The sequence below is a fragment of the Rhodococcus pyridinivorans genome (genome assembly GCF_900105195.1).
Classification (GTDB): Bacteria; Actinomycetota; Actinomycetes; order Mycobacteriales; family Mycobacteriaceae; genus Rhodococcus; species Rhodococcus pyridinivorans.
Genome location: NZ_FNRX01000002.1, coordinates 4,358,099 through 4,371,419, shown reverse-complemented (window position 1 = coordinate 4,371,419; position 13,321 = coordinate 4,358,099). Strand labels below are relative to the sequence as shown.

Annotated in this window: 12 protein-coding genes; 9 read left to right on the top strand and 3 right to left on the bottom strand. The window is 68.4% G+C overall.

Translation table 11 applies throughout. The features are described from left to right. Positions 1-91: 91 nt before the first annotated feature. The gene (locus tag BLV31_RS20670; RefSeq protein ID WP_051121661.1) at positions 92-1,231 is read right to left on the bottom strand and encodes a DUF2786 domain-containing protein; all 1,140 of its coding nucleotides are present in this window, start codon (positions 1,229-1,231) and stop codon (positions 92-94) included. Between the two features lie 86 nt (positions 1,232-1,317). Next, positions 1,318-2,898, bottom strand: coding sequence for a methionine--tRNA ligase (gene metG, locus BLV31_RS20665; protein ID WP_006553813.1), 1,581 nt, complete (start codon positions 2,896-2,898; stop codon positions 1,318-1,320). A gap of 22 nt (positions 2,899-2,920) precedes the next feature. On the opposite strand from metG, the gene BLV31_RS20660 reads away from it, so the two are divergent. The 7 genes from BLV31_RS20660 (at position 2,921) to BLV31_RS20630 (ending at position 10,112) form a co-directional block, all read left to right on the top strand. Further along, positions 2,921-3,751: a TatD family hydrolase gene (locus tag BLV31_RS20660; RefSeq protein ID WP_064060577.1), complete on the top strand. Its 831-nt coding sequence runs from the start codon at positions 2,921-2,923 to the stop codon at positions 3,749-3,751. 40 nt (positions 3,752-3,791) lie between these two features. Further along, positions 3,792-4,868, top strand: a complete 1,077-nt coding sequence (locus tag BLV31_RS20655) for a maleylacetate reductase (protein ID WP_019288775.1) — start codon at positions 3,792-3,794, stop codon at positions 4,866-4,868. 79 nt (positions 4,869-4,947) lie between these two features. Then, positions 4,948-5,376: a DoxX family protein gene (locus BLV31_RS20650; protein ID WP_019288774.1), complete on the top strand. Its 429-nt coding sequence runs from the start codon at positions 4,948-4,950 to the stop codon at positions 5,374-5,376. A gap of 141 nt (positions 5,377-5,517) precedes the next feature. Beyond that, complete coding sequence (locus BLV31_RS20645; protein WP_024103212.1) at positions 5,518-7,197, top strand: sulfatase family protein; 1,680 nt, start codon at positions 5,518-5,520, stop codon at positions 7,195-7,197. A gap of 392 nt (positions 7,198-7,589) precedes the next feature. After that, positions 7,590-8,717: a resuscitation-promoting factor gene (locus BLV31_RS20640; RefSeq protein ID WP_064060578.1), complete on the top strand. Its 1,128-nt coding sequence runs from the start codon at positions 7,590-7,592 to the stop codon at positions 8,715-8,717. A 53-nt stretch (positions 8,718-8,770) separates the two neighbouring features. Continuing rightward, positions 8,771-9,679: a 16S rRNA (adenine(1518)-N(6)/adenine(1519)-N(6))-dimethyltransferase RsmA gene (rsmA, locus tag BLV31_RS20635; protein ID WP_006553819.1), complete on the top strand. Its 909-nt coding sequence runs from the start codon at positions 8,771-8,773 to the stop codon at positions 9,677-9,679. A gap of 226 nt (positions 9,680-9,905) precedes the next feature. Next, positions 9,906-10,112 (top strand): cold-shock protein, encoded by a 207-nt coding sequence (locus BLV31_RS20630; protein WP_006553820.1) that lies wholly within the window; start codon positions 9,906-9,908, stop codon positions 10,110-10,112. A 63-nt stretch (positions 10,113-10,175) separates the two neighbouring features. On the opposite strand, the gene BLV31_RS20625 is transcribed toward BLV31_RS20630, so the two are convergent. Beyond that, positions 10,176-10,442: a hypothetical protein gene (locus BLV31_RS20625; protein WP_006553821.1), complete on the bottom strand. Its 267-nt coding sequence runs from the start codon at positions 10,440-10,442 to the stop codon at positions 10,176-10,178. 89 nt (positions 10,443-10,531) lie between these two features. On the opposite strand from BLV31_RS20625, the gene BLV31_RS20620 reads away from it, so the two are divergent. Both BLV31_RS20620 and BLV31_RS20615 read left to right on the top strand, forming a co-directional pair. After that, complete coding sequence (locus BLV31_RS20620; RefSeq protein WP_037216304.1) at positions 10,532-11,467, top strand: 4-(cytidine 5'-diphospho)-2-C-methyl-D-erythritol kinase; 936 nt, start codon at positions 10,532-10,534, stop codon at positions 11,465-11,467. Positions 11,468-11,510: 43 nt separating this feature from the next. Further along, positions 11,511-13,304, top strand: coding sequence for an ABC-F family ATP-binding cassette domain-containing protein (locus BLV31_RS20615; RefSeq protein ID WP_019288771.1), 1,794 nt, complete (start codon positions 11,511-11,513; stop codon positions 13,302-13,304). Positions 13,305-13,321 lie beyond the last annotated feature (17 nt).

Here is a 13,321-nt window from a genome sequence, read left to right as displayed (position 1 = left end):
ACACCGCTCGTGGCAGGGATGTGACACGGCGCCACCGCCAATTCCTGTGACGCCCGTCTCCTGCTGTCGACCTCGTCGGTGATCGATCCGGTCAGCGACCGACCGTGCGGAATTCCGTTGTCAGCGAGGCGGTCTCGGCCGCATCCCGACCGGCGTGGAAGCCGTCGGCGTCGACCCCGCGGCTACGCGAGTCGCGGGTGACGGGGAACAACCGCCGGAACTCGGTGTCGACGGCGTCGGAGCGTCTGGCGAGGATGGGTGCGAGTTTCGTGATGGGCATCTGCGCGTCGGCGGCGGCGTGGGCGGTGGCCCGGACGTCCGCCTCGCGGAGACGTTCGCCGATCCGGTGCGCGTAGCCGGTGAGGAAGGCGCGGCGGAAGGAGGTCGCGGACGATCCGCGCCGCCCCGCCGTTCCGGCCGCCTGCACGGCCCGTCCGGCCTGCACGAGCAGCGAGGTGTACAGCATCTCGGCCTGCTGCAGGTCGGTGGCGGTACCGACGATCGTCGCGATCTGCACCCGGGTGAACCACACCGTGCGCACGCGGTTCGCGTCGCCGATGGCGGTGAGGAGCAGGACCTTCTCGCGGATGTACGGGCTGTCGAGGTGGATGCGCCGGCCGACGACCGGGTCTGTGCCGGAGTCGGGTCCGGCCAGCAGCGCCGCACCCACGGCGTGACGCGAGACGAGTTCCTGCGCCTTCGCGGTGAGCGCTTCGGCCTCGTCGGGGAAGTCGGTGGACTCGGCCTTCGACAGCAGTGCCCGGATGCGTTCGAGGATCCGGGTGTCGGGCGGGGCGGGCGCAGACGGGTCGCCGGACCGGACGGACGGCCATCGCGACGGCGGGGGTGTGAGGATCGCGAAGGACGGCAGGTACTTCCAGGTGAAGGCGAGCCCTTCGATCTCGAAGCGGGTGACGTCGGGGAACGCGCGGAACAGACCGTCGGCCAGGGTCGGGGCTCCGGCGGCGTGGGCCGGACGCGGGTGCCGGCGGGTGATCTCGTCGAGCTGCCGTACCCACTCGACGGGGGCGCGTTCGGCCGCGCGCCGGATCTGCGCGTCGAACAGCATCGTGGCCGCCGTCAGTGCGACATCGGAGGGACCACCCGAGCGGGCCGTCACGTGGAGCACGTCGGCGGGCTGCCATCCCCGCTCGTAGGCACCGCCCAGCTCGGCGAGCAGGGAGTGCTCGTTCAGGCCATCGGATCGAACATGTGTTCTATCGCTGCGCATGCGCCGCAGTGTTGCGCACGGCACCGACAGGTTTGCGCGGCGACGGAGAACACGCAGGTGAAGCTCTCCGTCGCCGGATCGGACGCTCAGTCCTCGTCGACGTAGCGCGGGAACACCGGTGCCGGGGCGGGCAGGGTCGTGCCCGGAGCCAGGCGGGTCGCGACGGCGTCGAACTGCCGTGCCTCGGGTGTCTGACCGAGGAGATCGAGGATGTTCGCGGCGGCATCGGGCATCACCGGCTGGACGAGCAGACCCACGATCCGAACGACCTCGAGCGTGACGTACAGGACCGTCGCCATCCGCTCGGGATCGGTCTTGCGCAGCACCCACGGCTGCTGCGCCGAGAAGTAACGGTTGGTCTCGCCGAGGACGTGCCAGATCGCTTCGAGACCGAGGTGCAGGGCCTGCGCGTCGAACTCGGCGCGCACCTTCGCGAGCAGCGCGTCGGCCTGGGCGAGCATCGCCTCGTCGTCGGCGGTGAACTCGCCCGGCGTGGGCACGGTGCCCTCGAGATTCTTCGCGACCATCGTCAGGGAGCGCTGCGCGAGGTTGCCGAGGTCGTTGGCGAGATCGGCGTTGATGCGGGTGACGATCGCCTCGTGGCTGTAGCTGCCGTCCTGGCCGTAGGAGATCTCGCGGAGCAGGAAGAAGCGCAGCTGGTCGAGGCCGTACCGGTCGACCATCTCGAGCGGGTCGACGACGTTGCCGACCGACTTCGACATCTTCTCGCCCTTGTTGAACAGGAAGCCGTGGACGAAGACCCGCTTCGGCAGTTCGAGCCCCGCCGACATGAGGAAGGCCGGCCAGTAGACGGTGTGGAACCGCGTGATGTCCTTGCCGATGATGTGCAGGTCGGCGGGCCAGTAGCGGCGGTAGGACTCCGATTCGGTGTCGGGGAAGCCGGCGCCGGTGAGGTAGTTGGTCAGCGCGTCGACCCACACGTACATGACGTGATCGGGGTGATCGGGGACCGGCACACCCCAGTCGAAGGTGGTGCGGGAGATCGACAGGTCCTTCAGGCCGCCGGAGACGAAGCTGACGATCTCGTTGCGGCGGGTGGCCGGGGCGATGAAGTCGGGCTGCTTCTCGTAGAGCTCGAGCAGCTTGTCCTGATAAGCCGACAGCCGGAAGAAGTAGGTGGACTCCTCGGTCCACTCCACGGGGGTGCCGGTGTCGGTGGAGATCCGCGAGCCGTCTTCGAGCAGGGTGGTCTCGCCGTCGGTGTAGAACGCCTCGTCGCGGACCGAGTACCACCCCGCGTAGGTGTCGAGGTAGATGTCGCCCGAGTCGACCATGCGCTGCCAGATCGCCTTGCTCGCCTCGAGGTGATCGGCGTCCGTGGTGCGGATGAACCGGTCGTACGAGATGTTCAGCCGCTTGTCCATGGCCTCGAACACGTCCGAGTTGCGGGACGCGAGTTCGGTGACCGGGATGCCTTCCTTCGCGGCGGTCTGCTGCATCTTCAGGCCGTGCTCGTCGGTGCCGGTCAGGAAGCGCACGTCGAAGCCGTCGAGACGCTTGAACCGCGCGATCGCGTCGGTCGAGATGTACTCGTAGGCGTGCCCGATGTGCGGGGCGCCGTTCGGGTACGCGATCGCGGTCGTGACGTAGAACGGCGGGCGGGTGGGATCGCCGGCAGCCGGGCGGGAGGAATCAGGCGCAGTCATGGTGGCCAGTAGTTTATAGGGCGTGAGCGCAGCCCGTCCCGCCCCCGAAGCCCCGCAGCCGTTGAGTCCCCTCGTCGACGCCCACACGCACCTCGACGCGTGCGGTGCCGAGGACGCCGCGACGACCTCCGCGATCGTCGATCGTGCCGCCGCGGTGGGGGTCGGACGCATCGTCACCGTCGCCGACGATCTCGAGGCGGCGCGTTTCGCCGTGCGGGCTGCGCACTGGGACGACCGCGTCCACGCGGCCGTCGCCATCCATCCCACCCGCGCGAACAGTCTCGACGACGCTACCCGCGCCGAGATCGAGAAACTCGCCGCCGACCCGCGCTGCGTCGCGGTGGGGGAGACCGGCCTCGACCTCTACTGGCCCGGCAAGCTCGACGGGTGCGCCGAACCGGCCGAGCAGGAGGAGGGCTTCCGCTGGCACATCGACCTCGCGAAGCGACTCGGCAAGCCGCTGATGATCCACAACCGCGAGGCCGACGCCGACCTGCTGCGTGTCCTGCACGACGAGGGCGCACCCGAGAAGGTGATCTTCCACTGCTTCTCGTCGGATGCCGGCATGGCCCGCCGCTGCGTCGACGCCGGATACCTGCTGAGCTTCTCGGGCACCGTGAGTTTCAAGAACGCGAAGGCCCTGCGTGAAGCGGCGCCGCTCGTGCCCCGCGAGCTGGTGCTGGTGGAGACCGACGCGCCGTTCCTGACCCCGCATCCCTTCCGGGGCGCGCCGAACGAGTCGTACTGCCTGCCGTACACCGTGCGCGCGCTCGCCGAGGTGCGGGGCGAGGACGCCGAGGAACTGGCGGCGGCCACCACCGCGAACGCCGAGCGGGTGTACGGACTTTCGTAAAGGGCACGCGCGTCCCCACTCCCGTCGTGAGAATACGGGCATGCGCTCCTTCGTCTACAACTCTCATCCGGTACGTGTGATCTTCGGCCCCGGTACCGCCTCGCGGGTCGCGGACGAAGTACGTCGACTCGATCGTTCCCGCGTTTTGCTGCTCGCCGGCGAGCACGTGCGGCACCAGGCGGAACTGGTCGAGAAGTATCTCGGCGATCTGCAGGTCGCGCGTTTCGACGGCGCGGTGATGCACACGCCGGTCGAGGTGACCGAACGGGTCCTCGGCCGGGTCACCGAGCACGACGTCGATGCGGTCGTCGCGGTGGGTGGCGGCTCGACCACAGGACTGGCCAAGGCACTGGCACTCCGCACGGGGATCGATCAGGTGATCCTGCCGACGACCTACGCCGGGTCGGAGGTGACGCCCGTTCTCGGTGAGACCGCCGACGGGGTGAAAACCACGCGTTCGTCGCCCGACATCCTTCCCGAGACCGTGATCTACGACGTCGAGTTCACCACCTCGATGCCCATTCCGTTGGCGGTGACCAGCGCGATCAACGCGATGGCCCACGCGGTCGAGGCCCTCTACTCCGAACAGGCCAATCCGATCGTCGACGCCCTCGCGCTCGAGGCCGTGGCCGCGATCGCCCGGGGTATCCCGGCGCTCGGTGCGGATTCGGCCGATCCCGAGGGGCGTTCGGATCTGCTGCTCGCGGCGTGGCTCTCCGGAACCTGTCTCGCCTCGGCAGGAATGGGGCTGCACCACAAGCTCTGTCACGTGCTGGGCGGCTCGTTCGACCTGCCGCATGCCGCCACGCACACCGTCGTGCTGCCCCACGCGCTCGCCTACAACGAACCGTCGGTACCGCACGTCATGGTGCGGGTCGCGCAGGCGCTCGGCACGGATTCGGCGTCCGCGGGCGTCTACGACCTCGTGGCGGCGGCCGGTGGGCCGACGAGTCTCGAGGAACTGGGGTTCCGGGAGTCCGATCTGGACGAGGCGGCACGACTGGCGACGGCGAAGCCGTATCCGAATCCCCGGGAGGTCACGGAGGTGGGCGTGCGACGGTTGCTGGGGGAGGCGTTCGCCGGTACCCGTCCGGAACCGGCGCAGAAGTCTGGTTGAAGCTACAACCAAGGGCTGCTACTTTAGTTGTCGCTTCAACTAAGTGGGGCTCTCCGGCCTCCTACCCGAAAGGCTCGACATGAAGACCCCTCTCGTCCGCGACCTCGGCATCCTCGTGGCCCGACTCGTACTCGGCGTCATCTTCCTCGCGCACGGACTGCAGAAGTTCAATTCGTGGGGATACGAAGGCACCAAGGCCGGCTTCGAAGGAATGGGCGTGCCCGCCCCGGCCGTCTCGGCGTTCGTCGCCACCTGGATCGAGATCCTCGGCGGTCTCGCGCTCATCCTCGGTGTGCTCGTCCCCGTCTTCGGCGTCCTGCTGTTCCTGCTCATGCTCGGCGCGTTCTTCATCGTGCACGTGGAGAACGGAATCTACGTCGGCGACGGTGGTTTCGAACTCGTGGCCGCGCTCGGCGCAGGGGCCCTCCTACTCGCCGCGGTCGGTGCGGGAGCGTTCAGCGTCGACCGATTCCTCGCGCGGAAGGTTCCGCTCCTGCGCACGGCCTGACCTGCGGTTTCGCGGCGCTGTGGACGATTTCCCCCGATCGTCCTCAGCGCCTCTTCCGTCCGATGACGCGCGCTCAACGCATATGTCTTGTTATTCTCCTGCACGACATACGCGTTCACGGATCTCTCCGACAGGACCGATATGACCGTGCAGCAGGCTGTTCCGCGTCGCGACACCACGTGGAATGTCAATCGACGGACCTTCCTCGTGGGCGCGGGTGCGCTCCTCGCTGCCGGCCTCGTGGGCGCCGGATCATCTGCGGCACAGCCTCGGACACCGCAGCGTCCCAACATCCTCATCATCATGACCGACCAGGAGCGCCAGCCGATGCACTGGCCGGCCGACTGGGCGCGCAACAACCTGCCCAACCGGCAGCGTCTGGCCGACACCGGGCTGACCTTCACGCGGTCGTTCTGCAACGCCGCGATGTGCTCGCCCAGTCGCAGCACGTTCTTCACCGGCCTCTATCCCGCCCAGCACGGGGTGGTGAGCACCCTCACCGAGGGTGGCACGCTCTCGCCCACCGAACCCGTGCTGCCGGTGGACGGCCAGAACATGGCGAAGATGCTGCTCTCCGCCGGATACGACGTCCACTACCGCGGCAAATGGCACATGAGCAAGGGCGCCGACGGCGGCGACCCGTCGCCCGACGACATCGCGCGGTACGGCTTCGCGGGGTGGGAGCCCCCGGAGGCGGGGCAGGACACAGCACCCGAGAACTTCGGGGGTGGCTGCGCCGACCGCGACGGCAAGATCGCCTCCGACGCCGCCGAATTCCTGCGGTCGCGCAGCGCCTCCGACGACAGGCCGTTCGCGCTCATCGTGTCGTTCGCCAATCCTCACGACATCCTCTCGTACCCGAAGACTTGGGATCAGGTCGACGGTGACTGCAACAACTACGGGGCCTTCGCACCCGAAGCCTTCGAGCAGGGAATCGACCTGCCGCCCACCATCGACGAGGACCTGCTCCGCAACTTCAAGCCCACCGCCCAGGCCGAACTGCTCCTGCTGCTCGCAGGTGCGCTCGGTCCGCTCGTCGGTCCCGAAGCGGCACGGCAGTACGTCAACCTGTACGCCTACATGCACAAGGTCGTCGACCAGCACATCGGGACGGTTCTCGATGCGCTGGAATCGGTTTCGGGCATGCGCGAACGCACCGTCGTCTTCCGGGTGGCCGACCACGGTGAGATGGGGCTCTCCCACGGCGGACTCCGCCAGAAGGCCTTCAACGCCTACGAGGAGACGCTCAATGTCCCTCTCGTGGTGAGCAATCCGGTGATGTTCCCGAGGCCGGTCTCCACCGACGCGCTCGCGTCGCTGATCGACGTCATGCCCACCCTCGCGACGATGGCCGCCGTGCCCGACCGTTCGGCGTGGACGTTCAAGGGCGTCGACCTCACGCCCGTCATCGAGGGCGCGTCGTCCGGTGGCACGCCGCCACAGGTGCAGGACACCGTCCTGTTCACCTTCGACGACGAGAACGCCGCCGCGGCCAACGGGCAGACGACGGTGAAGCAGCCCAACCACATTCGTGCTGTCCGGCAGGACAGGTGGAAGTACGCGATGTACTTCGATCCGTCGGGACGCGCGCTGCCGCAGTTCGAGCTCTACGACCTGCACGACGATCCGCTCGAGACGCGCAACCGCGCGAACCCGCTCGATCTCGCGAACTTCGACCCGGTGCAGGTCGCGACCATGCACGCCGTCCTGATGGACGTGATGGCCCGCACGGGCACCACCCCGGCTGTGACGATTCCGCAGTTCCCCGTACCGAGCGGATCCGCCGATCTCCCGATTCCCAGCGGGTCGGCCGGACGCTGACGAAGCCGATCACCGGCAACCGCGACCATCGGTAGGCGGTCCCGGAAACCGCTGCGCCCGCGAAGCCGGCCGCTCCGTCCGAGCCTGTGGGCATCGGCACCTCGAACGCCCCCGCATGGGGCAGGGCACAGCTGCGCGCGATCCTCGGCTACCTCACGGAGTCCATGTCCTTGCCGCCCGAATCGCGAGGAAGTTCTTCTTCCGAGTGTCGATCGAAAATGGCGATTTCGGACACTGGAAAATGATCGAGCTAGTATCGATCCGATATCTGTGACGTGCGCCGTGATCTGACAGAAATTATGATCTGTGCAGGTAAAGGCGATGAAGTTGCGATAACAATGCCGTCTCGTTACCGTGCTGTGATCACAGTTGTCGTCCGTCTGGAAATAATCGTGTCACCTTTCACCAAGATCAATCGCCTCAAGTCGCCGGTGTTCTACTCGGTGGTCGCCGCCGTCTTCGTCACCCTCGGTGCCGGTGGCGCCACTGCTGTGGTTCAGCACAAGGACGTCGTCCTCGACGTCGACGGTGAGCAGCGTGCCTTCGGCACGATGAACTCCAACGTCGGCGACATCCTGGCCGCAGCCGGCTACACCGTCGACGAGAACGACGTCGTGGCCCCGGCCGTGGACTCGTCCGTCTCCGACGGCGACACCATCGTCCTGCGACAGGCTCGCGAGCTGCGCCTCACCGTCGACGGTGAGGAGCGCTCGGTGTGGACCACCGCGCTGACCGTCGACGAGGCGCTCGACCAGTTCCGCCTCTCCGACGACGCCTACGTCTCCGCCTCCCGTTCGCACCGCCTCCCGCTCGACGGTGCCGATCTCGAGGTCGTCAACCCCAAGACGGTGCGCTTCGCCGACAACGGCGCGCCCGCCGCCGAGGTGCGCGTCGCAGCGCCGACGGTCGCCGAGTTCCTCGAGGCCCAGGGCGCGAAGCTCGAGCAGGCCGACAGCGTCACCCCTGCCCTCGACGCGGAACTCGCGGAGGGCATGGAGGTCGTGGTCACCCGCGACCGGACCGAGTCGCGGACCGAGAACCTGCCGATCGCCCCGCCGGAGAACCGCGTGGACGATCCGAACATGCTCGAGGGTGAGGCCGCCGTGAGCGACCCGGGTGCTCCGGGCGAGCGGTCGGTGACCTTCGACGTTCACACCCTCAACGGTGTCGAGGTCGGACGCGCCGAGACCGCTTCGAAGGTCCTCGTCGAGCCGCGGCCCGTCGTGGTCCGCGTCGGCACCAAGCCGAAGCCCGCCGTGCCGGCCTCCGGTCGCGGCTCCACCTGGGACGCTCTCGCGCAGTGCGAGGCGACCGGCAACTGGGCGATCAACACCGGCAACGGTTTCTACGGTGGCCTGCAGTTCACGCAGCAGACGTGGGCCGGCTTCGGCGGCACCCAGTACGCGCCGCGTGCCGATCTCGCGACGCGCGAGCAGCAGATCGCCGTCGCGGAGAAGGTCCAGGCGGCCCAGGGCTGGGGCGCCTGGCCATCCTGCACCAGCAAGCTCGGTCTGCGCTGACCGGCGCGGGTGTGCGCGGTGTGACCTGCTCCCGAGTGCGCTAGGTTCACCACGTGTCAGCAGACGATCCCGAAACCACTCCGAGGGCCACTCCGGCTTCTCCGCGCGGCCTCGCCGCGCTGCTCGGGCCCGCCGAGGTCCGCGCACTCGCGGAGGAGTTCGGGGTGCGCCCGACGAAGCAGCTCGGCCAGAACTTCGTGCACGACGCGAACACGGTGCGCCGCATCGTCAACGTCGCCGGGGTCGGCCCTGAGGATGTCGTGCTCGAGGTCGGGCCGGGCCTGGGTTCGCTCACCCTCGCCCTGCTCGACGTCGTCGACCGTGTGGTCGCTGTCGAGCTCGATCCCGTTCTCGCGCAGCGTATTCCCGTTACCGTGCGGGAGCGGGCCCCGCAGCTCGCCGACCGCTTCGACGTCGTGCACATGGACGCGATGAAGGTGCTGCCGAAGGATCTTCCCGTCACGCCCACCGCGCTGGTCGCGAACCTGCCCTACAACGTCGCGGTGCCGGTGCTGCTGCACCTTTTCTCTGAATTCCCTACTCTGCGAACCGCTCTCGTGATGGTGCAGGCCGAGGTCGCCGATCGGCTCGCAGCAGAACCGGGCGGTAAGATCTACGGCGTACCCAGCGTGAAGGCGCGGTTCTTCGGCGACGTCCGCAGGGCCGGCGCCGTCGGGCGTGCGGTCTTCTGGCCCGTTCCCCAGGTGGAATCGGGCCTCGTGCGTGTCGACCGCTATGCGGAGCCACCGTGGCCCACCGACGCCCGGACACGCGCCCGGGTCTTCGCCGTCGTCGACGCGGCCTTCGCTCAACGGCGAAAGACGTTGCGCGCAGCGTTGAGTGGATGGGCAGGTTCGCCCGCGGAGGCCGAGAGGCGCCTGCTGGCGGCCGGTATCGAGCCGTCGACCCGCGGGGAGAAGCTCGACGCCGCAGCCTTCGTGCGGCTCGCAGGGGTGGAGTGATCCCGGTCACTCTTCCTGGCGGTCGGATGCGATGTGTGGTTAAGTTGTCCTCGGTCGTTAGGTAGTGTGTTCGTGGTTTACCCCTCGCACATTTCTGGTTGCGAGCGGATGCGATAGCCACGATGGAATCGTTTCAGCCGTGTAGTGACAGACCCGGGGGCCGAAACCGACTCCCGACGAGACAGAACGTCTACATCCGTTCTGCCTGCAAGTGAAGGACAGCAACATGGCTGAAGGTACTGTGAAGTGGTTCAACGGCGAAAAGGGCTTCGGCTTCATCGCTCCCTCGGACGGCTCCGCTGACGTCTTCGTGCACTTCTCCGAGATCCAGGGCCGCGGCTTCCGCACCCTCGAGGAGAACCAGCGCGTGAGCTTCGAGATCGGCCAGGGCCAGAAGGGCCCGCAGGCCACCGGCGTGAACGTCATCGGCTGATACCGATAATTCTCCGAATCCGGGCCGGCACCTCAGGGTGCCGGCCCGGATTCGTTCGTCCGGTCAGCCGATCATTGCCCCGTAACCGGTGATGCCCAAGTTCGACGAACCGGTCGACGAGCCCGCCGAGTCGGCGGAGCCGGTCGCCATTCCGGCGGAGCCCGTGGGAGGGGTCACGCAGTCCACGAGATTCAGCGAGCGCAGGACCAGGTCGCCGAGCGAGCAGACGCGCGGCGGAGCCGGTTCGGCCGAGGCGACGCCGGCGGTTCCCATGGTGGCCGCCACGGCGACGGCGCAGACGGCGACCGCATTACGTACGGAACGAGTCACATTTCCTCCAGAGTGTTCAGAGTCGATCGATCGTAGAGCGTGGCCGCGGCGGTCGGGAAGCATCCGTATCCCGAGTAAGCTCTGTACTCGTGCTTTCCGTCGTGCCGACCCCCGTGACAGTGAGGGTCCCGTCCAAGGTCAACCTGCATCTCGCGGTGGGTGACCTCCGTCCTGACGGCTACCACGACCTGCACACCGTCTTCCAGGCTCTGTCCCTGTACGACGAGGTGTCGGTGGTCCCGGCCGACACCCTGAGCGTGACGGTGCGCGGCGCGGGCGCCGAGTCGGTGCCTACCGATTCGACGAACCTGGCGTGGCGCGCCGCCGAGATGATGGCGGAACGGGCCGCACGTACACCCGACGTGGCGATCACGATCGACAAGGGCATCCCCGTGGCCGGCGGAATGGCCGGTGGCAGCGCCGACGCTGCCGCGACGCTGGTCGCGCTCGACACACTGTGGGGCATCGGGGCGCCCCGGGAGGACCTCGCGGATCTCGCCGTCCGCCTCGGCAGCGACGTGCCCTTCTGCCTCCACGGCGGAACGGCGATCGGAACAGGGCGGGGCGAGCGCCTCGTCCCCGTCCTCACCCGCGGCACCTTCCACTGGGTACTGGCCCTCGCGAAGGGGGGCCTGTCCACACCGGTCGTCTTCCGTGAACTCGACCGGCTGCGTGCCGAGGGAGAACCTCAGCGCATCGGCAGCGCGGATGCCGTGCTCTCCGCGCTCGGCTCCGGCGACGCCCACCAGCTCGCGCCGCTGCTCGGCAACGACCTGCAGGCCGCGGCCCTGTCCCTCGACCCGATGCTGCGACGCACGCTCCGGGCGGGTGTCGAGGCCGGGGCCCTGGCGGGCATCGTCTCCGGTTCCGGCCCCACCTGCGCGTTCCTCGTCGAGGACCAGCACGCCGCCGTCACCGTGAGTGCCGAACTCGCCGGTGCCGGTGTGTGCCGTACGGTGCGGGTCGCCTCCGGTCCGGTGCCCGGAGCCCGTGTCGTCGGCGACGCCGATCCCGCACACTCCTGATCCTGTAGTACATCCCCGCAATTCTCGGAAGGCGTTCCTCCACGTGGCGAATCTGATCAACCTCGAACAGGTCTCGAAGTCGTTCGGCATCAAGCCGTTACTCGACTCGGTGTCCCTCGGCGTGAACGAGGGGGAGCGGATCGGTGTCGTCGGCCTCAACGGCGGCGGCAAGACGACGATGCTCGAGGTGCTCGCCGGCATCGAGGAGCCCGATTCGGGCCGGGTGAGCCGCGTGAACGGTCTGCGCATGGCCGTCGTGACGCAGCGCGGCGGTCTGCCGGAGGGCTCGACCGTCGGCGAGGTGGTCCTCGGGCCGCTCGATGTGGCCGAGCACGAGTGGGCCGGTGATGCGCGCATCCGCTCGGTGCTCACCGGTATCGGCATCGACAATCTCGGTCTCGACGCGGTCGTCGACGGTCTGTCCGGTGGTGAGCGTCGCCGGGTCGCCCTCGCCGCAGCCCTCGTGCAGGATCTCGACCTGCTCGTCCTCGACGAGCCCACGAACCATCTCGACGTCGAAGGCGTGCAGTGGCTCGCCGAGCACCTGCTGTCGCGGCGCAGCGCGCTCGTCGTCGTCACCCACGACCGCTGGTTCCTCGATACCGTCGCGACGCGCACCTGGGAGGTCGTGAACGGCCGGGTCGAGAGCTACGAGGGCGGCTACAACGACTGGATCTTCGCGCGCGCCGAGCGTGCCCGCCAGGCCGACGCGATGGAAGAACGCCGCCGCAATCTCGCGCGCAAGGAACTCGCGTGGCTGCGTCGCGGAGCTCCGGCCCGCACGTCCAAGCCGAAGTACCGCATCGAGGCCGCCGAAGCGCTGATCGCGAACGTGCCGCCGCCGCGCGACTCGGTGGCGCTGGCATCGTTCGCGAAGCGCCGCCTGGGCCGCGTCGTCATCGAACTCGAGGACGCCACCCTCACCACCCCGGACGGGCGCGAACTGGTCCGCGACCTCACCTGGCGTCTCGGTCCGGGCGAGCGGATCGGTCTCGTCGGCGTCAACGGTTCGGGCAAGACGACCCTGCTGCGCACGCTCGCGGGCGAACTCGAACCGGCGCAGGGACGTCGCGTCCAGGGGCAGACCGTCGAGATCGGCTGGCTGCGGCAGGAACTCGACGACCTGCCCACCGACATGCGGGTGCTCGACGCCGTCAAGGACGTCGCCGAGCGGATCACACTGGGCGACAAGGAGATCTCCGCCGGTCAGCTCGCCGAACGTCTGGGCTTCACACCGGCGCGGCAGCGCACCCCCGTCGGCGACCTGTCCGGTGGTGAGCGTCGCCGGTTGCAGCTCACGCGCGTGCTCATGGCCGAACCGAACGTGCTGCTCCTCGACGAGCCCACCAACGACCTCGACATCGACACCCTCCAGCAGCTCGAGGACCTGCTCGACGGCTGGGCCGGAACCCTCGTGGTCATCAGCCACGACCGGTATCTCGTCGAACGCATCTGTGATTCGACGTGGGCCCTGTTCGGCGACGGCCGCCTGACGAACCTTCCCGGTGGCATCGAGGAGTACCTGCGCCGGCGCGCGGCCATGGGCGACGGCGACGTGCCGTCGGTGGCGTCGACCGTCTCGAAGACCGGTGACGCCGCCGAGCAGCCGAAGAAGCGCGACGGTGCCGCCGAACGCACCGCGCGCAAGGAACTGTCGCGCCTGGAGCGTCTCGTCGCGAAGCTGACCGAGAAGGAGGAGAAGCTGCACCACGACCTCGCGGAGGCGGCGACCGATCCTGACCGGCTGCAGAAACTCGACGCGCAGTTGCGTGAGGTGGTCGCGGAGAAGGAAGCGGCCGAGGAGCAATGGATGGAGCTCGCCGAAGATCTCGACTGAATCCTCTTGACCTCGAG

Coding starts and splice junctions, on each gene's coding strand:
- BLV31_RS20670 (WP_051121661.1), bottom strand. CDS start 1,231: ATGCGCAGCGATAGAACACATGTTCGATCCGATGGCCTGAACGAGCAC.
- metG (WP_006553813.1), bottom strand. CDS start 2,898: ATGACTGCGCCTGATTCCTCCCGCCCGGCTGCCGGCGATCCCACCCGC.
- BLV31_RS20655 (WP_019288775.1), top strand. CDS start 3,792: ATGCGCTCCTTCGTCTACAACTCTCATCCGGTACGTGTGATCTTCGGC.
- BLV31_RS20650 (WP_019288774.1), top strand. CDS start 4,948: ATGAAGACCCCTCTCGTCCGCGACCTCGGCATCCTCGTGGCCCGACTC.
- BLV31_RS20645 (WP_024103212.1), top strand. CDS start 5,518: ATGACCGTGCAGCAGGCTGTTCCGCGTCGCGACACCACGTGGAATGTC.
- BLV31_RS20630 (WP_006553820.1), top strand. CDS start 9,906: ATGGCTGAAGGTACTGTGAAGTGGTTCAACGGCGAAAAGGGCTTCGGC.